A 21915-nucleotide genomic window follows, 5' to 3' on the forward strand; every position below is an offset into this window, starting at 1 on the left:
AGCGTGTCACGCTCCGGCAGATTGATCGGGGAGGGCCGAGGCATGGGCGTGCAGGCGATGGACAGGGCGGCGGCTGGACGCTTTGTCGAGACGTGGTGCGCCAACTGGTGCAAGGTCGATATCGATGCCGTCGTCTCGCACTTTGCCGCGGAAGCCGAGATGCGCAGCCCCCTGGCGCTCAAATTGACCGGCTCTCCCGTGGTGGCGGGCGCCGAGAACATCCGCGCCTATTGGAGGCGGGCGTATGGCCACGTCGCGAGCGCGGACCTGAAAATTCTGAACTGGAGCTGGGACGCCGCGATCGCGCGCCTGACGGTGTGGTGGCAGTTGGGCGAAGCCCGCGCCAGCGAGTTCATGGATTTCGACCACGCCGGCCGCGTGGTGCGCAGCGAAGCGTTCTACGGAAAATAGCCATGCGGTTCTCGGACTTTATCCTGCTCCTCAACACGCTCTGGTTTGGCGGGGCCTTCATCCAGTTCAGCATCGCCCAGGGCAACACGCTGAAGATCCTGGTGCCGCGGGAGGAGCGCGGAAATCCGATCGCTCCGACCTTGTCGGCCAGCGTGGCCTTTCTCGGCGGGATCAATCTGCCGATCGGCCTGCTGTCGTTCTATCTGTTGGCGGCGCGACCGGCCTTCTTCCAGGCGCTTGAAGCGCAAGTCGCGCTGTTCGTGTTTTTCGCCGCGTGTCACTTCAGCCAGTTTGCCTATAATCTGCCGGTCCTCATGCGTGGAGGGCGGGTCGGGGTTGCCTATTGGCCGGTGTTGAGGGGACCGATGCTCAGGATCTTCGTCATCGACGCAACGCTGTTCGTGGCCAATCTGGCCGTGGCGGTGATGTTGGGTTCCTGACGGCGCATTGCGCCGTGAGCTCGAGGGCTGGCATAGGCAGCTCTCACCGTCGTCCCTGCGTTCGCAGGGACCCATAACCACCGGCGGAAATTGCTTTGCACGCCGATCGTTATCTTGTGTTTCCAGCAACAATCGCCGCGGAGTATGGGTCCCTGCGTTCGCAGGGACGACCAAAGAGTGGACATTCGCCGCGCTGACCTTGACCAAGATCAACACACACACCGCGCCAGCCTGTCCCAATGCGTTTCAAACCAATTGGAGGGAAGCATGGCATCGGTTTCCGGCAAGGCCGACCCGGTGGTGCGGCGCATTGCGGCGGCTGATATTGCGGAGGCACTGAGCCTGGGATTGCGGGATTTTCAAGCGGTGCCGCTTTACGGGCTCGCCTTCGGCGCGTTCTATGCCGCCGGCGGGATTGCGATCGTGCTCTGCCTGACCGCGTTCGGCATGGTCTATCTGGCCTATCCGCTCGCCGCCGGTTTTGCGATGATCGGCCCGTTCGTCGCCACAGGCCTTTACGAAGTGAGCCGCCGGCGCGAAGCGGGACAGCCGGTTTCGGTTGGCGCGATCTGGGCGACGTTGCGGACGCGCAGCGAGATCGGCTGGATGGCGTTCGTCACGCTGTTCGTGTTCGTGATCTGGATGTACCAGGTGCGGCTGCTGATCGCGCTGCTGCTCGGGCTCAACGCCTCGTTCTCCAGCCTGCATGAGTTCATCACGGTGGTGCTCACCACCAATGAGGGGCTGCTGTTTCTCGCTATCGGCAACGCCGTCGGCGCCGCGCTGTCGCTGATCCTGTTTTCGCTGACCGTGGTGTCATTTCCGCTGTTGCTCGACCGCGAGGTCGATTTCGTGACCGCGATGATCACCAGCGTCCGCGCTGTGGTGACGAGCCCGCTGCCGATGATCGGCTGGGCGGCGCTCATCGTGATCCTGCTCGCGGTCTCGGCAATGCCGTACTTCCTCGGCCTCGTGGTGACACTGCCGGTGCTCGGCCACACCACATGGCACCTCTACCGCCGGATCATCGCGCCGGTGCCGGGCTAGATGCTATATCGTAGGGTGGGCAAAGCGCAGCGTGCCCACCGTTCAAGGCAACGGTTGGATAGATGGTGGGCACGGCGCAAGCGCGCCTTTGCCCACCCTACGATTTGCTAAACGCTTCGATCAGCCCGCCTTCAGGACCGAACGCAGCGTCGCCGCCAGATCGTGCCGTCGGTACGGCTTGTTCAGGATCCGCACTTCGCGGCCGCCGCCGTCGATCGCGTCGACCGGATGCTCGGTATGGCCTGACGTCAGCAGGATCTTCAAGTCTGGCCGCAGGCGGGCGGCCTCCTTCGCAAGCTCGGTGCCGAACATGCCGCCCGGCATCACGACATCGGTGAACAGGAGGTGGATCTTCTCCGGCCCACGCAATATTGCGAGTGCCCCGGGCGCATCGCGCGTAACGATGACGCGATAGCCCAGCGCCTTCAATTCGCCTTCGACGTAACCGCGCACCATGTCGTCGTCCTCGACAACGAGAACGGTTTCGCTGCCGGTGGGCTTGGCCGCCTGACCGGCGGATGGCGCGGCGCTCGCCTGGGACGTTGCGACACGGGGGAAGAACAGCCTGACGGCGGTGCCGTGTCCCGGTTCGGAGCGGATCTGCATCGAGCCGCCGGATTGCTGGGCGAATCCGTAGACCATGCTCAGGCCGAGGCCGGTGCCCTTGCCGACCTCCTTGGTGGTGAAGAACGGCTCGAAGGCGCGGCCGGCGACTTCCGCCGTCATGCCGGTGCCGGTATCGGTCACGGCGACCATGACATAATCGCCCGGCTGCGCCTGGCCGTTGACGTCGACGTCGGACTCACCGAGCGAGGTGTTTTGCACCTCGACTGTCAGCTTGCCGCCTGACGGCATGGCGTCGCGCGCATTGAGCACCAGATTGAGCAAAGCAGAGGCCAGCTGGCCGGGATCGACGCTGGCCTGCCACAGGTTTTCATCAAGCCGAAATTCGCACTCGATATGTTCGCCGAGCGTCCGGCGCAGCAATTGCTCCATGCCAATGATTTTCTGGCCGATGTCGATGTCGCGCGGCATCAATGGCTGCTTGCGCGCGAACGCGAGCAGGCTCCGCGTCAGGTCCGATCCGCGTTCGGCGGCGGTCGCGATGCTTTCGGCAATGCTGTGCAGTTCCTTGTGTGCCGCCAGCTTCTCGGCGAGGTGCTCCGCGTTGCCGAGAATGACGGTTAGCAGATTGTTGAAATCATGCGCGACGCCGCCGGTGAGCTGACCCATCGCCTCCATCTTCTGGGACTGGGTGAGTTTCTGGTTGAGCTCATCGATCGCGGCGCGCTGGCGCTCGAGCGACTCGGCGGTGCCGTTGAGCAGCGTCATCAGTCCGCCGAGTTCGCCCCGCGGATGGGGCGTGGGAATTCGCGCGCTGAGATCGCCGAGCCCGAGCTTCGTCGCCATCGACGCCAGCCGTCCGACCTGACGGCCGATGCCCATAGTCGCCAAAACCCAGACGCCCGCGAGCAGCAGCAGCGAGGCCACCGCAAGCATCGCCAGGTCCTCGTAAAGACGGCGGTTGGCCGCGGCGACCAGACCATCCTTGGACCGTCCGACCAGGATATGGAGTCCGGCGTCGCGGGCCGAAGGCGAGCGGGCAACTGCCCAGACCTGGGTTCGGCCATCCGGTCCGGTCACCTCGCGGAAGGGCTCGCGATTCGCTGAGGCGGCAAACCGGAACAGCTCCGAATCCGCCATCGAAGCGCCCGGTCCTGGCCAGCCTTTTCCATGGGGTGAAACGAGCACCATGCCTTTGCGGTCGGCAAGCAGAATCTCGTTGCCGTTGGCCGAGCGCTTCTCGTGATAATCGGCAAATTTGTTCAGATTGAACGATGCGAGCAGGATGAATTTCAGCTCGCCGGATTCCGCGCGAACAGGATAGGCGATCTGCAACACCGAGAGCCCCGTCAGCCGGCCGAACACGGGCTCGAGCGTAACGACGCCGTGCACCACCAGGGCCTGCTTGAAGTAAGCACGATCCCTGAGATCGAGGGTCCGGTTGGTTCGCAGCGAGTCACAGAACAGGCCTCCGTCCGGCGTGATGGTCAATATGCCGGTGAATTGCGTGTATTCTTCGCGCACGGCCGACAGGAAGTTCGAACAGGCCGTCTTGTCGCTGGTGTCGAGATCGCGGGCGCGGGCGAGGCCATAGTGAAGCTGGGCCGTGCCCTGAATTTTCTCATCGAGATCGCCCAGGATATCGTTGGCGGTCGCCGACAGATTGGACAGTGCGGCGTTGATATCGCTCGTGCGGTTCTGGACGAAGCGCAGTCCCACCAGGATCGCCGGCACCAGCATCGCGGCGATAACCAGTATCAATAGCCGGGTGCGCAGGCTCATCGGTGCGTCGTTCCGTGCTCGAATCGGGCATTTTCATCGATCATATAATGTGCGGCACCTGCGGGCGGTCAGTCCATAGGACAATCGGAATGCGCGCTGCGACCCGGCCGGGGCGCTGGTTCGGAATGGTTTTTGCCGGAATGCCCTCGATTCCGCTTTTGGGATCAGCGGGAGCTTATCCCTTGGCCAGTGGTGCAGCCCGCAGCAGCGAAAGCCTTGATACAGGTCAAGGGTAGGAAGGGTCGGTCCGTTAAGCCGCCAAGGCGAGAGAAGCGTAAAATGGGAGATCGTAATGAAGAAGGTCAGTCTGAAGCGAGCAATGTTGGCTGCCGCCGTCGTCGTGTGCGGCGTGTCCGGTTCAATCGATTGGACGAGCGAAGGTCTTTCTTACTCGGTCGAAAGCGCACAGGCGCGGGTGGGACGACCGTTGACACCTGTAAGCGTCGCCGGCGTTGCACGCCGGACGACGCGACGGGCGGTCGTCGGTGGAGCGGTGGTAGGCGGTGCTGTCGCGGGTTGCGTGCGCGTCTTGGTGAACGGCAGATACGTCTGCCGTTAGGCGTTGCGGCATTTCACCGAAACCGGCAGCGGACTTGATGGCCCGCTGCAACGGCTAGCTGTATTCGAGCGGCTACGGCGTCCCGATCCCCATTTCCTTCAGCGCGGCCAGCATGCGTTGCGGCGGCGCCATCTTGATCGCAAGCGCCTGGCCGGTCTCCAGCAGGCTCTTCAGGCTCGAGAGGATCGCGGGCCAACCGGCGCGGCCGCCGGAGAGGATATCGTCGCTGATCTCGCGGTCGTGCGACTGCAACATCGTCAGCTTCACGGCGTCGCCGGCCTGCTCAATCTCGTAAGTGACGAGCGTCGGGCCGAGCTTTTCCACCAGCGCTGGCCAATTGACATTCCAGGTGACGGTCAACTTCTTCGGCGGATCGCATTCGATCACCTCGCCGCTGATATGCACCGCGCCATCAGGCGCGCGGGCGATGAAGGCGCCGCCGATCTTGAGGTCGGTCTCGATCGCAAAGCCGGAAAAATACTGCCGGCTGAACTCGGCCGTCGTCAGCGCCTGCCACACCTTCTCGGGCGGGGCGGCGATGTAGATCGTGTAGACGATCGCGGGCTTGAACTGGTCGATCTTCACGTCGGGGCTGGTCCTTCGATAGATCTTCATGACCGGGTGAGTTCTTCTTTGCCGAGCGCGGCCCGCGGGATCGCAAGCGGCTTTCCGGTTTCAAGCATGCTTTTCAGGCCGGACAGGATCGCCGGCCATCCCGTCGAGATAGCGCCGACCAGCTTGCTGCCCTCGACGAAGCCTTCGTGGGTCACCGTCAGCTTCACGAGATTGCCATAGGGCTCGATCGTGAAGGCGACCTTCGTGGCGGGCTCGCGCATGGCCTCGTACAGCTCATGCTTGAACGTGTAGGAAAGGCGCCGTGGGCGATCGGCTTCGAGGATCTGGCCGGTATCGGTGGTCTTGCCGTCGGTGACCAGCGCAAAGGGCGAACCGACCTTCCAGTCCGACTTCACTTCGGTGCCGAACCAGTAGCGCTTGCTGAACTCGACGTTGGTCAGCGCCTCCCACAATTTCTCCGGCGTGGTCTCGATATAAGTGACATAGACGAATTCGGGCTTACTCATCACGCTTCTCCAACTGCCGTTTCAACTCGCTGAGCGCGGCAAGTTTCCCGCGCTCGAATTTCCTGATCCAGCGTTCGCCGATCTGATGGATCGGAACCGGATTGATGTAGTGCAGCTTCTCGCGGCCATGCCGGAGCGTGGTGACGAGATTGGCCGCTTCGAGAATCCCAAGGTGCTTTGTGACCGCCTGCCGCGTCATGGCGAGGCCGTCGCAGAGTTCGTTCAGCGTCTGTCCGCCTCTCACGTGAAGCCTGTCCAGCAGCGAGCGCCGCGATGCATCGGCAAGCGCTTTGAAGACCTCATCCATGGCGGGATAATAGGCAACCAAAAGGTTGCATGTCAAGGGAGCATGTTGGGCGCAGCCGACGGCTGTGTTATGGTGCGCTCAGCCAACGAAGATTGGCCTTGAACAGTCGGGGTGGAACATGAGCGGTCGCTTTAAACTCGCAGCCTCGTTTTCGATTCTTTTTCTCGCAAGCTCAGGCATCGCTTGTGCGCAGCAACAAGTGATCGGCGCGCCGCCGGAAGCGCGCAACATGAAGCTGGTTGGAACCAGCGACCTGCAGGCGCGCAGCGGCTACCAGCCGACCATCCATCATCAGGGCGACCGCTGGATCGCCTATATCGGCCATCACGGCGGCAGCGACGATATTCCGGCGCCCGTCAACCCGCAGACCGGCAAGGCCGAACCGAACGGCACGTCGATCGTCGACGTCACCGATCCCTCGCAGCCGAAATATTTGCGCCACCTTCCGGGCCAGGAAGGCAAGTATGAATCGGGCGGCGCGCAGATGGTGCGGATCTGCGACGGCAAGGCCTTGCCGAAGGGCGATCGCAACGCGGTCTACATGCTCAGGACCTTTGGTGGCGAGGCGCACGAGATCTGGAACGTCGCCGATCCCGCCAATCCCGTGTTGATCACGCGGATTGCCGGACTGAAGGACACGCACAAGAACTGGTGGGAATGCGACACCGGCATTGCCTTTCTGGTGTCGGGCGCGCCGGACTGGCGCACGCGCCGCATGACGCAAATCTACGATCTCAGCGATCCCGCGCATCCGCAAAAGATCCGCGACTTCGGCCTGCCCGGGCAGGAGCCCGGCTCGACCGGCGCAGTGCCGACCGAACTGCACGGGCCGATCTCGGCCGGGCCTTCCGGCAACCGGGTCTATTTCGGCTACGGCACCAACAAGGGCGGCTTCCTGCAGATCGTCGATCGCGAGAAGCTGCTCAACGGCCCCAAGGAGCCGACGCCCGATAATCTGAGGCTGCCCGAAATTTCGCGGATGCCGATGTCGGCGATGAACGGCGCGCATACGACGTTCCCTATGCTGGGGATGCCGATCGCGGAATTTGCCAGGGACAAGGACGGCAAGAATCGCGACATCGTCATGATCGTCGATGAGGCGATCCTGAACGAATGCAACGAACCGCGGCAGATGGTGTGGTTTGCTGACGTCACGGTGGAAAATCGCCCGATGATGATCTCCAGTTACACGGTGCCGGAGGCGAGCGGGTCGTTCTGCGAACGGGGCGGGCGGTTCGGGTCGCATTCCTCCAATGAGAGCATGGCGCCAGTCTTCTACAAGAAGATGGCGTTCATCGCCTTCTTCAATGCCGGCGTGCGCGCGCTCGACATTCGCGATCCCTATCATCCCACTGAGGTCGGGTATTTCATTCCGGCGATCACGGCGGCGACCGACAAGCGCTGCGTCAAGATCGGCGAGCAGGATCGCTGCAAGGTCGCGATCCAGACCAACAATGTCGAGACCGATGAGCGCGGCTACATCTATATCGTCGATCGCGCCAATACGGGATTGCACATTCTGGAACTGACCGGCCCGGCGCGCGCCGTCGCCGGCATACAATGAGGACTTGAGCGATGCGCTGGCCGCTGATGGCGTCAGCTATTGTGCTGCTCGGCGCGCTGTCGGGCGCCGCGGCCTACCAGCATGCTGGAACGCGCCAGGAAGAAGCGTGGCAGGAGATCGCCTGGCCGTTTCCCCGCGATGGCTGGCCCGCGGGCAAAGCCTTCCGTTGCGGCGCGGCCACATGTGGCGGCGAGGCCGAGCTTTACGTGCGGCCCAAGATAGGTTTCTGCAATTGCGACCGCGGTGTCGCCGACGACGATGAGGTCGATCGCGTCGCCGACCTCGATCTGCTGAGCGAGCATTTTACGCCGCGCGCACCGGGCGATGTCGTTGCGATCGCCGATATGCCCGGACGAATCCGGTCCTATGACCTCAAAATGCCCGATCGCGCGCAGCACGCGGCGATCGGCGTCGCGGTCTCGCGCCGCTGCGACCTCCTCGTCGCGGTCGTGCACGGCAAGGCTGACGCGCCCCAGCTGCGGCGTGCGGCGCTGGATTTTCTGGCGCGCCGCGAAATGACGCGCTGGGCGATGGCCGCGATGGAAGGGCGGTAGCGGTTCCTTCAACCTCGCCCCGCTTGCGGGGAGAGGTCGCCGCGCTCTTGCGCGGCGGGTGCGGGGGTACAGGTCTATCAGCAGGCTTCAGTACTCGCGGGGAGAGCCCCTCACCCCAACCCTCTCCCCGCAAGAGCGGGGCGAGGGAGTCAGAGCCCCAGCTTCCATCCGCTGCCCTCACATGCATAATGGACGTAACCGCCCTCCCACCGGAACCTCCCATGTCCCTTCAAGCCTATCTCGCCTTTGTTGCCGCCTGCATTGCGCTGGCGCTGTTGCCGGGTCCGGTGGTCACGCTGCTGATCGCCAACGGCCTCCGGCACGGTACCCGTGCGGCGCTGATCAACTGCGCCGGTGCGCAAACCGGCCTCGCCATCGTGATCGGCGTCGTCGCAGTCGGCCTGACCTCGCTGATGGCGACCATGGGCTACTGGTTCGATTGGGTGCGCTTTGCCGGCGCGGCCTATCTGATCTGGCTCGGCGTCAAGCTGATCCGCTCGCCGGTCGAAGGCGTCAACACGGATGAACCGCCGGCTCCGCCGCGCGGCGGCTTCTTCCTGCAGGGATTGCTGGTGCTGCTTTCGAACCCGAAGATCCTGGTGTTCTTCGGCGCCTTCATTCCGCAATTCATGGACATGGAGAAGCCCCACCTCCCGCAGGTGGCGCTGCTCGGCATCACCTTCATGGTGATCGCCGCCTCGACCGATGCGGTCTATGCGCTGCTGGCCGGCCGGGCGCGGCTGTTCTTCTCCAAGCAGCGGACGCGGCTGGTGTCGCGCATCTCCGGCGGCTTCATGATCGGCGGCGGGGTCTGGCTGGCGCTGATGCGGGCAAAGTAAATCCGCGCGCGCTGATGAACCTGCGGCGGTGGCGGCGCGTCTAACCGCAAGCCGTCTCTGGGGGACAAGCCGTGCTGCCCGATCTGCCGTGGTTCGTCTATGCGATATTGCTCGCCCCGCTCGGGCTGCTCCTCGTTGCCGCCGCCTACAAGTCGCTGCAGGTGCGCGCCGCACGCGAGTGGCCTTCGACGGCTGGCAAGGTGGTGGTCTCGAAGACCGAGGTTCGCAAGGTCAAGGTGATCGACAGCGACCGGGCAGAGGGGCATCGCTTCGAGGAACGCAACTTCGCCGACATCGTCTACGAATATTCCGTCGCCGGCCGCAAGCTGCGCAACAACCGTGTCAGCATCGGCGAGGATCGCGGAAATTTCGAGGTCGCCGAGACCATCGCGAAATATCCGGTCGGCGCCGCCGTCACCGTCTACTACAATCCACTGCATCCGGACCAGGCGGTGCTGGAGCGCGACCTGCCGAAGGGCATGTGGGGCTGCCTCGGCATCGGCACGGCCATCGTGCTGGCGATCGTGTTCGGCTCAGCGATCGGCCTGCATCAGCTGACCGAATTCGCATCGAAGCACCTCGCGAATTCCAAAGTGTCGCCGTTCGTCGTCGCCATGAGCGCGTTTGGATTTCTGATTGCGCTGTTCGGGTTGGCGCTGCACCGGCAAGCTTCGCTGGCGAGGAAATGGCCGGTCGTGCCCGGCACCATCAAGTCATCGGGCCTTGAACAATTCATGTCCGCGCCGTCGGAGCCCACGGAGCGCAGCCAGCTCACGTTCCAGTCCAAGGTTTCCTTCGCCTATCGCTTCAACGGCATCGATTATGTCAGCCAGCACGCCAGCCTCGGCGGCAAGGTCTCGTCGACATCGAGGGGCCTGGTGGAGCGCTTCGCCCGAAAATATCCCACCGGCGCCAAAGTAAAAGTTTACGTCAATCCGCTTAATCCGTCGGAAGCCGTGCTGGAGCCTCGCACGAGCCAAATCTGGATACTGTGGGCCTCTGTCGCATTTGTCTGGGGCGTGGCGTATTATGCGGCGGTGCATGGTTAAGTGTACACGCAGGCGAAAAAATCCTAAGTTGCATGCAGTGAAGAAGCGTTTCAATGCGAGGCATTGATGAATTCGCAACTGGAAGCCGCAGAGCTCGTCGTAACGGTTCATGGCACGGGCTCGACTGGAAAAACCGAAACCGCGCGGAAGTGGTGGGAGAACGGAAGTCGCTTCTGCACAGGGATGGCCAGGCTGCTCGGCTCGGGCTACGTCTTCGACGAGCCCTTTCAATGGTCGGGATTGAACTGGGAATCCGCACGGCAAAAGGCAGGAGGTGATCTCTTCGCGCGGCTTCACGAACTGGAAAAGCGCGGTCGCCCGTATCACATCATAAGCCATAGTCACGGAGGCTCCGTCACATGGGCGGCATTGATTCGTTCGGCCGAGCAAAAGGAGCAACTGAGGCTGCTTCGAAGCTGGACCACCATCGGTACCCCGTTTCTTACCTTTGCGCCCACCCCGATCAATTGGCCGCTGATCGCCGCAACCTTCGTCATCGCATTGGGCATTGCGGCCGCCGTGTTCCTGTTCGCGCCGGCCGTCGACGAACTCGCCTATATCTACGATAACGCCACCATTGCCCAATTGGTCGCCACGCTTGGGCCCCTTTTGATTTGCGTCGCGATGCTGGTCGCGACGATGATCGTCATCATCGGCAACCTCAGGAGTCAGATCAGGTACCGACGCCTGATACGGGTGCGACATACGGCGGCCGAATGGTACGGAGCCCTTTGGCTCGGCATCTGGCATTCGCAGGATGAACCTATTTCGGGTCTTGCCGCTACGCTGGACAAGGCCATCAGCATCACGGCGCGTCGCGCCGACACCTACCCGCAACATCTGCGTTGGTTGGGACGCATTCTGGACGCCGTCCTCTCCGATGTTCCAGACGAGCTTGCTTGGCGGCAATTCATCAGAAAGTTGCAGGGGAATGATCTGACGGTTCTTGCGTTGGCTTCGGTCGAGCGATGCCCGCCCGAGTTGAGGCCCGGATGGCCGGAGATACCGAAGGCGATTGGCGATCTCCTGATCGGAACAGCGAACTCCAAGGCAGCCAAGATGCTGGAGGGGATGCGCACGCTTCTTGGAACCGCCTACGAGACGCGCAATGCCCGTGGAATGGTCTTGGGGGCGGGGAAGCTCGTCACCTGGGGGGAGCTTGTACATACTTCCTATTTTGAGCCCGACGGCCTGAAAGGCATCGTCGCAAATCATCTGTTGGCTGGCCTGCGCTCGAAAATTCCGGATTCGGCATCCGATGAAAGCCCGTTCGCGCGAATGGCGGCTCCTGCTTCAGGCGCAGCGAGGACGGCCCTAGAGCAGCAGCCTTGGTATCCGAAGCGACTGAGGGAGTTGACGGCCGCGGTCGTCCTGCTGACCGGCGCTGTCTTTCTGTTGTTGGCGGCGGCCGCCAGCCGCTCGTCAATTTTCCCCTACACCACAGATTTCCAGGTCAGGGCGATTGCGAACACGGTTCTCGATCAGGGGGCAATCAACATTGGCGCTAATTCATATCTCGGAAAAGTCATCCTCAGGCTGATGAATTTGGGTTATCTGGATGACCCCCTTCTCGTGCTGAACAAGCTGTCTCGGGATAATGGCCGATTCGAAGCTGCGCAGCCCGTGGCTTACGCCTATGGCTACAACGGGCAATTCGACCAAGTCGAATTGCTGGTCGGTTCGGTTGCCGACGAGCCGAATTCCTTTCGAGCAGTCACGTTGAAGGCCGTTGCTATCAATGGAGCTGCCAGGGCCGGCCGCGCTTTGCCTCAACGCCTCGTCGATGCGGTCACCGCGTTCACGAACATCGACGCGAAAAAGCAGAACGAAATCGAGCTGCGGTTCATGATCGTCAACGCGTTGTACCGGTCAGGGCAGGCCAAAGCCGGGAATAAACTCCTGACACAGCTCTGGGACGTGGCGCCCGATCAATATTCGTGTGACTCCGAGACCGGATTGAGGAGAGAACTCGAGCCGACGCGCGAAGCGGCCGCTTTCATTCTCGATCGATGCGAAAACGCCGGCAAGCTGAATGCGAATCCGAACGCCCGGATTGAATTGCTTGTCATGGCCGAACGCAGGGAAGACGCGCTTCGTTTGGCGGCGCAAGTTCCGCAGCCGCGCAGCCTCAACCAACTGGTTGAGCAACTCAATGTCGAATTCCTCAGAAAGAGCCCGTCGGAGCTCAACAAACAGGTTATTGGTCTCCTGAGCAGTGCCAGTACTGACCGGTCTGACGTGTTGTATCAGCACTGCGGGCTGAAATCGCGGAACGCGTCCAGGCTTGGAGCACCCGTCAACCTTCCAATGACGCATGCCGATTTCTTCGACCTGCACGAGATCTCACGCAGATACGAGGCCTTGTCCGACAACGGGCGGGCATCTCAGTTCGACGAAGTAAGATCGCGCTTTCTAAAAGTCTGCTCCGAAAATATCGCGCTGGATTACGACAACCTTGATTGGGCCGAGAACTTGCTGAAGCACTCGCGCTCCGACGCCGAGGCTCGCATGCTCTACGAACCTGCTCTCGCTCTGGCGAGATCGCTTGAGGAGGCCAGGCAGCCTCGTCTCGCGGTTGATACCTATGCGATGATCATCGAAGCCCACACAATGAACCGCGATACGCGCCGGGCCGTAATGTTCAAGCTCGAGCAAGTCGCGCTTCAAAGTGAACCGCCGGACATCAATTCCCTCATGAACGTTGCACGAAAGGCCATGATGTTCGACCAGGAGCTTGGGCCGAGGTTTCAAAAGTCGGTTGTTGGTATTCTGTCGACGCTGACCGATGTGACGACAAGATCGGATAACAGAGGCACGCTCGCAATATATACCGGTCAATCGGGAATGGCGCGCGATGCACGGCTGGCGGCGGAAGGCGCGACCGAGCCGATTGATCGGCTTCGAGGCTATCTCGGGGCGCTTGACGCTGCGATCATGCGCACAAAGGGGGCAGGGAAAGCCCAGGCCGGAGCCGGAGATTTCAACCGGATCATCTGCGAGGCCGAGTGCAAGGGCTAGGGCGCCCGATCCGCGCGAAGGCCGAGCATTGGCTCGATTTCTCCCAAAATCCGCGCCAGCCGGTCCGCCCAAGCCTTCTCGCCGGCCACATCGCCGATCAAATCCTGGCGGATCTCGATCCCCGTGTTCATCAGCCCGCGCGCTTCGGCATGCACGGGAATCGTGTAGTCGGTCTCGTCGCTGACCGCATAGGGTTCGTTGTCGCCGACCACGAGATCGCCCTCGGCGCGCAGCAGCTTGAGCAGCAACGGCGGCAGATGGGTGTCGCGGTGATAGAGCGTGCCGATATGCCAGGGCCGAGCGATCCCGGCATAGACGGGCGTAAAGCTGTGCAGCGACACCAGCACCGTCGGCAGGCCGGTGCTGCCGCGCTGGTCGATGATCTCGTCGATGCGCCGGTGGTAGGGATCGAAGATCTGCGCGCGCCGCATCAGGGCCGCCTCGCGTGAAATGCCCTCATTGCCTGAAATCGTCGTCGCCTCGCTGATGCGCGGGATCGAGCTTGCGACATCGGGCGGGCGGTTGCAGTCGATGACGAGCCGCGAGTAGCGCTGCACGATCAGATGGGCGTCGAGATGGTGTGAGAGCGCCTCTGCGACGCCGGCAATGCCGATGTCCCAGGCGATGTGGCGCGTCAGTTCGCTCTCGGGCAGGCCGAGATCGCCGAGCACGCGCGGGATCAGCCTTCCGTAATGGTCGCAGGTCAACAGGAACGGCGAGCGTCCATCGGCGTTGAATTCGCGGACCGGAGGAACATCTTCGGAGCTCAGGAGTAGGGGTGTGTCGGCGGCGTCGTCCAAAGCATTTTCCTTAAACTAGTGCCTATCGAAGCGGCACTCCGATCTACAATTGAGCAGGATTCGGCCTAGATTAGATGTACCAGAATCGATGATTGTTTGACGATGCCGCTCCTGACCATCAACCACAAGACCGTTTATCACTACAGCCGCCCGGTGGCGTTCGGCGAACACCGCATCATGCTGCGGCCGCGCGACGGCCATGATCTGCGCGTGCTGTCCGGCAACCTCGAGATCGAGCCGCAGCCGATGCGGCTGCGCTGGATCCACGATGTGTTCGGCAACAGCGTCGCGATCGCAACCTTCGACGAGCGCGCCGACACGCTGTCGTTCACCTCGACGGTGACGGTCGAGCACAATCCGGAGGACGAGTTCGCGCTGACCGCGGACGATCCCGCCTATTTCTATCCGTTCCTGTACGACGACGAGGAATTCCCCGACCTCCAGCAATTCATCACGCCGCAATATGGTGATCCCAATGGCGAGCTGTCGGGCTGGGCACGTCAATTTCTCGACACCGACGGGCCGACGCCGACCTTCAACATCCTGAGCGGCATGACCCATGGCATCCGCGAGGCCTTCCGCTATCGCAAGCGCCACGAGCAGGGCACCCAGCATCCACTCGACACGCTGCAGACCGGCTCCGGCACCTGCCGCGACTATGCGCTGTTCATGATCGAGGCGTTGCGCCGGCTCGGCATCGCCGCGCGTTTCGTGTCCGGCTATCTCTTCATTCCCGGCGACCGCGCGCATGGCTATGTCGGCGGCGGCTCGACCCATGCCTGGGTGCAGGTCTATCTGCCGAGCGCCGGCTGGATCGAGTTCGATCCGACCAACGGCATCATCGGCACCCGTGATCTCATTCGGGTGGCGGTGGCGCGCGATCCGCGTCAGGCCATCCCGCTGCACGGCGCCTATCTAGGTTCGCCCGACGCCTTTGCGGGGATGGAGGTCCACATCAGGGTGGTTTCGGTCGGCGACGAGCCGCACGAAGCGCCGCAGGCGGAGAAGGTCTGAGCATGGAGATCAAGGTCGGATTCGAAATTTCGTATGCGGCCGCGCAGCCGACACCAATGGTGATCATGCTGTCGATCCATCCGTCGCGCTTTTCCGACATCGTGGGCACCGAGCAGATCACAGCCGGACCTGACGTGCCGATCGGCTTCTACCGCGACAGTTTTGGCAATGTCTGCGGTCGACTGGTCGCGCCCGCCGGCGGCGTGACGCTGCGCGGCGATGCGCTGGTGCGCGATTCCGGCCTGCCGGATGCGGTGGTGCCGACCGCGCAGCAATTGCCGATCGATCAACTGCCCGACGACGTGCTGCAATATTTGATGCCGAGCCGCTACTGCGAGACCGACAAGCTCACCGATGTCGCCTGGTCCTTGTTCGCCAACACGCCGCCGGGGTGGGCGCGGGTGCAGGCCATCGTCGATTTCGTGCATAACCACGTCACGTTCGGCTATGAGCACGCCCATCACATGAAGTCGGCGCATGACGTTTACGCGCAGCGCGCCGGCGTCTGCCGCGATTTCGCGCATCTGGCGCTGACCTTCTGCCGCTGCATGAACATCCCGGCGCGCTATTGCACCGGCTATCTCGGCGACATCGGCGTGCCGCGCGATCCCGCGCCGATGGATTTTTCGGGCTGGTTTCAGGTCTACCTCTCCGGCCAGTGGTACACTTTCGATGCGCGCCACAACGTCCCCAGGGCCGGCCGCATCCTGATGGGCACCGGCCGCGACGCCGCCGACGTGGCGCTGACCACGAGTTTTGGCCGGATGGATCTGGTGAAGTTTCTGGTGATCAGCGACGAGGTCGTGCCGGCGTAGGTGCTCGCTCCTCCCTCTCCCCGTTCTTCACGGGGAGAGGGTTGGGGTGAGGGGCTCTCTCCGCGAGTCGTGAACGTTGTGAGACCTGTACCCCCTCACCCGGCGCTACGCGCCGACCTCTCCCCGCAAGCGGGGCGAGGTTGAGGACCGACATGCGCCGCTGCTCCACGCCATGGATTGCTTCGCTGCGCTCGCAATGACATAGAAAGCCCATGATTTCAGATCGTTTGTTCGTCTACGGCACGCTGATGCGCGGCTTCGACCATCCGATGGCACAGCTGTTGTCGCGCAGCGCGGATTTCCTGGGGACAGCCACCTGCCGCGGCCGGCTCTACCTCATCAAGCACTATCCCGGACTGGTGCTGTCGGACGATCCCAACGACATCGTGTTCGGCGAACTGTACCGCCTGCGCGACCGCGACGCGCTGCTCGGCGAGTTCGACATGTATGAAGCCTGCGGCGAAGGTTTTCCGGAGCCGACCGAGTATGTCCGCCGCATGCTGCAGCTAAGGCACGAAGACGGCACAGCGGGCGAGGCGTGGACCTATGTCTACAACTGGCCGGTCATCCGCCTGCCGCAGATCGCCTCGGGCAAGTTTCTGGAGAGCTAAAGCGTTTTCAAGCGAAGTGGATCCCGGTTCGCGTCAAGAAAACGCGTCAAAACATAAGCTCTACCCTGCATCCAGCCGTTCACGCTCGACGCGGATATCCACCTCGCGCTCGACATAATTCCATTCCTCGGTCGCGCGCAGCATGCCGACCAGCTCTTCGAACATTTCCGCATGCGCGGGCTCGAACTCGAACCAGGTCAGGAAGTCAAAGGGCTCGCCGAGGTCGCGGCTGTGATAGAGTTGTCGGGCGATGGCGGGCAAATATTTCAAGCTCGCGGCGATGTGGTGCGACTTGTCCTCAAAAATCTGCCGCCGTTCTTCCTGCGTGAGTTCCCACCAGGCCGCCGATTTCTTGATCGGGATCAGCGCGGCGCAGGTCGCTTCGGGGCGGCCAAGCTTGGCCTGCACGGAAGCAAGCTGATCCTTTTCGGGGCGCTCCGTGTAGCGGACATGGCTGGCGAGGCCGGCCACCCGCCATGAGGTAAGTGCGGGCAGGATCGGCAGCGCGATCGAGGCGGATGATACCGACGACAGCGCCGGCGTCCGCATCAGCCCCGCGCCCTTTACCGGCGTTAACTGTGTTACCCGCCAGGCCCCGCTCTGGCCGCCTCTGAAGATTGTGAACATGGCGGGATGGAAGCGCGGAACCGAAAGGGATTCAAGTCCTACGCCGTCATTTCCTCCGTCATTCCGGGGCGTGCGAAGCACGAACCCGGAATCCATCGGACCGCAGAACGTGACGGATAGGTGAATTCCGGGTTCGTCCTTCGGACGCCCTCAGGTGCGCAATTGCGCACCGGGGAATGACGTGTCCTGTGAATAGCGGCGAGAAGCTCAATATTCATCGCTTTCCGAACAATCGCCCCTATATCCATGTTCGGTTGGCACGGCCCTATGATTCGGCAAAAACCTAACCCATGCGCTTCACGCCCCAATTCCTCGAAGAGCTACGCGAGCGGCTTCCGGCCTCGGAAGTCGTGGGCCGGCGTGTGAAGCTGAAGAAAGCAGGGCGCGAGTACAAGGGGCTGTCGCCGTTCCAGCAGGAGAAGACGCCGTCCTTTTTCGTCAATGACGAGAAGCAGGCCTGGTTCGACTTCTCGTCCGGCCTGAACGGCAACATTTTCGATTTCGTCATGAAAACGGAAGGCGTTTCGTTTCCGGAGGCTGTCGAGCGCCTCGCCGCGATGGCCGGCATGGCGCTGCCGGCGGCGACACCGGACGCCGCGCGGCACGAGCAGCGCCGCAAGACGCTCCACGACGTGATGGAACTCGCGGCGAAATTCTTCGCCGACACGCTGGCCTCGCGCAACGGCGCCAAGGCGCGCGGCTATCTCGGCGATCGCGCCATCACGCCGCAAACGCAGCTGCAGTTTCGCCTGGGCTACGCGCCGGGCGGTCCGGGCGAGCGCTTTGCGCTGAAGGAGCATCTCGGCGGTCAGGGCATTTCCACCGAGCTCATGGTGGAAGCGGGGCTACTCGTTGCCGGCGACGACATTCCGGTGCCCTACGACCGCTTCCGCGACCGCGTGATGTTTCCGATCACGGATGCAAGAGGCCGCGTCATCGCCTTCGGCGGTCGCGCGCTGGAGAAGGATGTTCCCGCAAAATATCTGAACTCGCCGGAAACCCCGCTGTTTCACAAGGGCGACAATCTCTACAACCTCGCAACCGCGCGGCAGGCGACGCATAACGGCTCGCCGCTGATCGTGGTCGAAGGCTATGTCGACGTCATCGCCATGGTCACCGCGGGCTTTGGCGGCGCCGTCGCGCCACTTGGCACGGCGCTCACCGAAAACCAGCTCACGCTGCTTTGGAAGATGGCGGACGAGCCGATCCTCTGTTTCGACGGCGACCGCGCCGGGCAGAAGGCGGCGTACCGCGCCGCTGATCTCGCGCTGCCCGCGCTGCTGCCGGGCAAGAGCCTGCGCTTTGCGTTGCTGCCCGAAGGGCAGGACCCCGACGACCTCGCGCGCTCCGGCGGCCGCGTTGCGATCGAGGAAGTGATTTCAGCCGCGCGGCCGCTCGTCGACATGCTGTGGTCGCGCGAAGTCGAGGGCGGCAGCTTTGCCACGCCCGAGCGGCGCGCGGCGCTGGAGGCACGCATCAACGAACTCTCCAAGGGCATCCGCGACGAGGTGGTGCGTCGCCACTATCGCGACGATCTCGCCGATCGCCTGCAGCGCGCCTTTGCGCCGCAAGGTGGCGGCTACGGCCGGGGTAATTTCCGGACCGGGCGGGGCGAATCACCCCGCGCGTTCACGCCGCGGAGCGGCTTCAGCCAGAGCCAGGCCGGCCGATTCGCCCCCCGGAGCGGTCGCGGCCCCGGCGCGGGGGGAAGCCCCACCATCAACCCCGGCCCCTATCAGGCGGCCAGTCCCCAGTTGGCGACCAGCCCGATCATGCGCGGCCAGCGCAGCGCGATGTCCCGCCGCGAGGCGCTGATCCTGCAATCCCTGATTAACCACCCCTGGCTTCTGCACGACCATCTGGAGGAGGTGGCGATGCTGGAACTGGCCCATCCCGAGGCCACCAAGCTCCGCGCCGGCATTATTACCGCCTTCGCCAACGACCATCACCATTCCCCCGACGTCGAGGAGCAGGCCGAGAAAATGCGGGCCGATCTCGAGGCGCGCGGATTAAGCGAGGTTCTTCAAAGGGTTGAGCGAGCGATCACGACCTCGGCCGTCTGGGGCACCAAGCCGGGTGCGGCGCGGGAAGATGTTTTGGCCACCTGGCAGCAACTCGTTGTCTTGCATCAGAAAACGCACGCCCTACTTAGGGAGAAGAAGGACGCCGAGCTGGCGCTGGGTGATGAACCCACGGACGCCAACATGGCGTGGCTGAAGGACGTCAGCGCCCGTCTGGAGTCGCTCGATGGCACGGAGGCCCTGATCGAGGGTTTTGGCGAGCTTTCGGGCCGGTTCCGGAAGAGCATGTGAGATAAAAAAATGATGCGGACGGCGGCGGCCGTGCCCGCAAAAAGACTCGCCAAATCCATGGTTTGGCGGCAAAAACAGGGTTAAGCGAAGCTTAATAGTCCGAAGGTTACTTTAACGGCGCCGAAGGGCTATTGGCATAACACCGGCGATGGCGGGTTACAGGGGTGGCGACAGTCAGCGCCGCCCTTTGCGCGTCCTACGCATGCGAATACTCAAGGGGCACGAGCGTGATCCGGAAAAGTGGATATCCGATTTTCCGAATCGATCACACACAGGCAAGGATCTAGCGGGTTGGCTTTTCAAACGAAAGACATCCTGCCGACGACTTCAGTAATTCAGAGGCGGGTGGCGTTGCGCGCCATCCCGCACGAGCGCGTTTCGGGAGCTTGATGAATGGCCACCAAGGCAAAGACGCTGCAGGTTAAAGACAAGGAAAAAGACGACAAGGCAGCGGACGCCCCCGAGAAGGATGGCCCCGACGCGCCGTCGCCGTTGCTCGACCTCTCCGATGCCGCGGTCAAGAAGATGATCAAGCAGGCCAAGAAGCGCGGCTTCGTGACCTTCGATCAGCTCAACGAAGTGCTGCCCTCCGACACCACCTCGCCCGAGCAGATCGAGGACATCATGTCGATGCTGTCTGACATGGGCATCAACGTCTCGGAAGCCGAAGAGGCCGACGCCGACGAGGAAAAGGAAGATGAGGCCGACGACACCGACAACGAACTTGTCGAGGTCACGCAGAAGGCCGTCACCGAAGTCAAGAAGTCCGAGCCCGGCGAGCGCACCGACGATCCCGTCCGCATGTATCTGCGCGAGATGGGCACGGTCGAGTTGCTGTCGCGCGAAGGCGAAATCGCGATCGCCAAGCGCATCGAGGCCGGCCGTGAGGCGATGATCGCAGGCCTGTGCGAAAGCCCGCTGACCTTCCAGGCCATCATCATCTGGCGCGATGAACTCAACGAAGGAAAGATCTTCCTCCGCGACATCATCGATCTCGAAGCCACCTACGCCGGCCCCGACGCCAAGAACAACATGAACCCGGCGTTGATCACTGGCAGTGTCGACGGAGCTCCCGCTGCCGACGCCAATGGCGCGGCCGCGCCTTCGCATGTAGCACCTCCCGCCGCACCGCCGTCGCCGACCCCGTTCCGCGCCGCGCCCGCGGCTGCGCCCGGTGGCGACACCGTGGAAAAGGACCCGGCCGAGTCCGCCGCCGACGGCGACATGGACGACGACGAGTTCGAAAACCAGATGTCGCTCGCCGCCATCGAGGCCGAGCTGAAGCCGAAGGTGGTCGAGACGTTCGACAAGATCGCCTCCGAATACAAGAAGCTGCGCCGCTTGCAGGAGCAGGACATTGCCAACCAGCTGCAGAGCGAGTCGCTGTCGCCCTCGCAGGAGCGCAAGTACAAGAAGCTGAAGGACGAAATCATCGTCGAGGTGAAGTCGCTGCGGCTCAACCAGGCCCGTATCGATTCACTGGTCGAGCAGCTCTACGACATCAACAAGAAGCTGGTCTCGTTCGAGGGCCGCCTGCTTCGTTTGGGTGACAGCCACGGCGTCGCGCGCGAGGATTTCCTGCGCAACTATCAGGGCTCGGAGCTCGATCCGCGCTGGCTCAACCGTGTCTCGAAACTCTCCGCCAAGGGCTGGAAGAATTTCGTCCATCACGAGAAGGACCGCATCAAGGAGCTGCGCCACGAGATCCAGTCGCTGGCGGCGCTCACGGGTCTGGAGATCGGCGAATTCCGCAAGATCGTGCACGGCGTGCAGAAGGGTGAGCGCGAAGCGCGCCAGGCCAAGAAGGAAATGGTCGAGGCCAATCTGCGTCTCGTCATCTCGATCGCCAAGAAATACACCAACCGCGGCCTGCAGTTCCTCGACCTGATCCAGGAAGGCAACATCGGGTTGATGAAGGCGGTCGATAAATTCGAATACCGCCGCGGCTACAAGTTCTCGACCTATGCCACGTGGTGGATCCGGCAGGCGATCACGCGCTCGATCGCCGACCAGGCCCGCACCATCCGTATTCCCGTGCACATGATCGAGACGATCAACAAGATCGTGCGCACGAGCCGCCAGATGCTGAACGAGATCGGCCGCGAGCCGACCCCCGAAGAGCTCGCCGAAAAGCTCGGCATGCCGCTGGAGAAGGTGCGCAAGGTCCTCAAGATCGCTAAAGAGCCGCTGTCGCTCGAAACCCCCGTCGGTGACGAGGAAGATTCGCATCTCGGCGATTTCATCGAGGACAAGAACGCGATCCTGCCGATCGATGCGGCGATCCAGTCCAACCTGCGCGAAACCACCACGCGGGTGCTGGCCTCGCTCACCCCGCGCGAAGAACGCGTGCTCCGCATGCGCTTCGGTATCGGCATGAACACCGACCACACGCTGGAAGAAGTCGGCCAGCAGTTCAGCGTGACCCGCGAACGTATTCGTCAGATCGAGGCCAAGGCGCTGCGCAAGCTGAAGCATCCGTCACGGTCGCGGAAGCTGCGGTCGTTCCTCGATAACTGATCG

General features: G+C 62.7%; 19 protein-coding genes. 13 read left to right on the plus strand and 6 right to left on the minus strand.

Annotated elements, in window-relative coordinates:
• The first annotated feature begins 42 nt into the window (after positions 1 to 42).
• The 3 genes from ACPPVP_RS07345 (at position 43) to ACPPVP_RS07355 (ending at position 1898) form a co-directional block, all read left to right on the plus strand.
• The gene (locus tag ACPPVP_RS07345) at positions 43 to 411 is read left to right on the plus strand and encodes a hypothetical protein (protein WP_426532691.1); all 369 of its coding nucleotides are present in this window, start codon (positions 43 to 45) and stop codon (positions 409 to 411) included.
• Between the two features lie 2 nt (positions 412 to 413).
• Entirely contained in the window at positions 414 to 851 is a 438-nt protein-coding gene (locus ACPPVP_RS07350) for a hypothetical protein (protein WP_426532693.1), read from the plus strand.
• A gap of 267 nt (positions 852 to 1118) precedes the next feature.
• Positions 1119 to 1898: a DUF2189 domain-containing protein gene (locus ACPPVP_RS07355; protein ID WP_426532695.1), complete on the plus strand. Its 780-nt coding sequence runs from the start codon at positions 1119 to 1121 to the stop codon at positions 1896 to 1898.
• 120 nt (positions 1899 to 2018) lie between these two features.
• Here the strand turns inward: ACPPVP_RS07355 and ACPPVP_RS07360 are convergent, their stop codons facing one another.
• From ACPPVP_RS07360 to ACPPVP_RS07375, 4 genes are all read right to left on the minus strand, one after another.
• Complete coding sequence (locus ACPPVP_RS07360; protein ID WP_426532697.1) at positions 2019 to 4244, minus strand: ATP-binding protein; 2226 nt, start codon at positions 4242 to 4244, stop codon at positions 2019 to 2021.
• Between the two features lie 631 nt (positions 4245 to 4875).
• Positions 4876 to 5388 (minus strand): SRPBCC family protein, encoded by a 513-nt coding sequence (locus tag ACPPVP_RS07365; RefSeq protein ID WP_426537709.1) that lies wholly within the window; start codon positions 5386 to 5388, stop codon positions 4876 to 4878.
• Positions 5389 to 5414: 26 nt separating this feature from the next.
• Complete coding sequence (locus ACPPVP_RS07370) at positions 5415 to 5885, minus strand: SRPBCC family protein (RefSeq protein WP_426532699.1); 471 nt, start codon at positions 5883 to 5885, stop codon at positions 5415 to 5417.
• A complete protein-coding gene (locus ACPPVP_RS07375; RefSeq protein WP_426532701.1) occupies positions 5878 to 6192 on the minus strand; it encodes an ArsR/SmtB family transcription factor in 315 nt (104 codons plus the stop codon). Before ACPPVP_RS07375 ends, ACPPVP_RS07370 begins: the two co-directional genes overlap by 8 nt.
• Before the next feature lie 118 nt (positions 6193 to 6310).
• On the opposite strand from ACPPVP_RS07375, the gene ACPPVP_RS07380 reads away from it, so the two are divergent.
• The 5 genes from ACPPVP_RS07380 (at position 6311) to ACPPVP_RS07400 (ending at position 13216) form a co-directional block, all read left to right on the plus strand.
• Positions 6311 to 7756 carry an LVIVD repeat-containing protein gene (locus ACPPVP_RS07380; protein ID WP_426532703.1) on the plus strand — a complete coding sequence of 482 codons (1446 nt, stop codon included), beginning with the start codon at positions 6311 to 6313 and terminating at the stop codon, positions 7754 to 7756.
• An 11-nt stretch (positions 7757 to 7767) separates the two neighbouring features.
• Positions 7768 to 8310, plus strand: coding sequence for a hypothetical protein (locus tag ACPPVP_RS07385; protein WP_426532705.1), 543 nt, complete (start codon positions 7768 to 7770; stop codon positions 8308 to 8310).
• A 221-nt stretch (positions 8311 to 8531) separates the two neighbouring features.
• Entirely contained in the window at positions 8532 to 9149 is a 618-nt protein-coding gene (locus tag ACPPVP_RS07390; RefSeq protein WP_426532707.1) for a LysE family translocator, read from the plus strand.
• A 71-nt stretch (positions 9150 to 9220) separates the two neighbouring features.
• Entirely contained in the window at positions 9221 to 10198 is a 978-nt protein-coding gene (locus tag ACPPVP_RS07395; protein ID WP_426532709.1) for a DUF3592 domain-containing protein, read from the plus strand.
• A gap of 66 nt (positions 10199 to 10264) precedes the next feature.
• The gene (locus ACPPVP_RS07400; protein ID WP_426532711.1) at positions 10265 to 13216 is read left to right on the plus strand and encodes a hypothetical protein; all 2952 of its coding nucleotides are present in this window, start codon (positions 10265 to 10267) and stop codon (positions 13214 to 13216) included.
• Here ACPPVP_RS07400 and ACPPVP_RS07405 read toward each other — a convergent pair.
• Positions 13213 to 14016, minus strand: coding sequence for an N-formylglutamate amidohydrolase (locus tag ACPPVP_RS07405; RefSeq protein WP_426532713.1), 804 nt, complete (start codon positions 14014 to 14016; stop codon positions 13213 to 13215). The two genes, ACPPVP_RS07400 and ACPPVP_RS07405, sit on opposite strands and share 4 nt — an antisense overlap.
• 102 nt (positions 14017 to 14118) lie before the next feature.
• Here ACPPVP_RS07405 and ACPPVP_RS07410 point away from each other — a divergent pair, with 102 nt between their 5' ends.
• The 3 genes from ACPPVP_RS07410 (at position 14119) to ACPPVP_RS07420 (ending at position 16456) form a co-directional block, all read left to right on the plus strand.
• The gene (locus ACPPVP_RS07410) at positions 14119 to 15030 is read left to right on the plus strand and encodes a transglutaminase family protein (RefSeq protein WP_426537711.1); all 912 of its coding nucleotides are present in this window, start codon (positions 14119 to 14121) and stop codon (positions 15028 to 15030) included.
• Between the two features lie 2 nt (positions 15031 to 15032).
• Positions 15033 to 15845, plus strand: coding sequence for a transglutaminase-like domain-containing protein (locus ACPPVP_RS07415; RefSeq protein ID WP_426532715.1), 813 nt, complete (start codon positions 15033 to 15035; stop codon positions 15843 to 15845).
• Between the two features lie 212 nt (positions 15846 to 16057).
• Complete coding sequence (locus ACPPVP_RS07420) at positions 16058 to 16456, plus strand: gamma-glutamylcyclotransferase family protein (RefSeq protein WP_426532717.1); 399 nt, start codon at positions 16058 to 16060, stop codon at positions 16454 to 16456.
• Positions 16457 to 16516: 60 nt separating this feature from the next.
• Here ACPPVP_RS07420 and ACPPVP_RS07425 read toward each other — a convergent pair whose 3' ends face one another.
• The gene (locus ACPPVP_RS07425; RefSeq protein ID WP_426532719.1) at positions 16517 to 17083 is read right to left on the minus strand and encodes a chlorite dismutase family protein; all 567 of its coding nucleotides are present in this window, start codon (positions 17081 to 17083) and stop codon (positions 16517 to 16519) included.
• A gap of 290 nt (positions 17084 to 17373) precedes the next feature.
• On the opposite strand from ACPPVP_RS07425, the gene dnaG reads away from it, so the two are divergent.
• Together dnaG and rpoD are read left to right on the plus strand one after the other, a co-directional pair.
• A complete protein-coding gene (gene dnaG / locus ACPPVP_RS07430) occupies positions 17374 to 19395 on the plus strand; it encodes a DNA primase (RefSeq protein WP_426532721.1) in 2022 nt (673 codons plus the stop codon).
• A gap of 393 nt (positions 19396 to 19788) precedes the next feature.
• The gene (gene rpoD / locus ACPPVP_RS07435) at positions 19789 to 21912 is read left to right on the plus strand and encodes an RNA polymerase sigma factor RpoD (protein WP_426532723.1); all 2124 of its coding nucleotides are present in this window, start codon (positions 19789 to 19791) and stop codon (positions 21910 to 21912) included.
• Positions 21913 to 21915 lie beyond the last annotated feature (3 nt).

It is taken from the genome of Bradyrhizobium sp. McL0615, assembly GCF_049993905.1.
Taxonomy (GTDB): Bacteria; Pseudomonadota; Alphaproteobacteria; order Rhizobiales; family Xanthobacteraceae; genus Bradyrhizobium.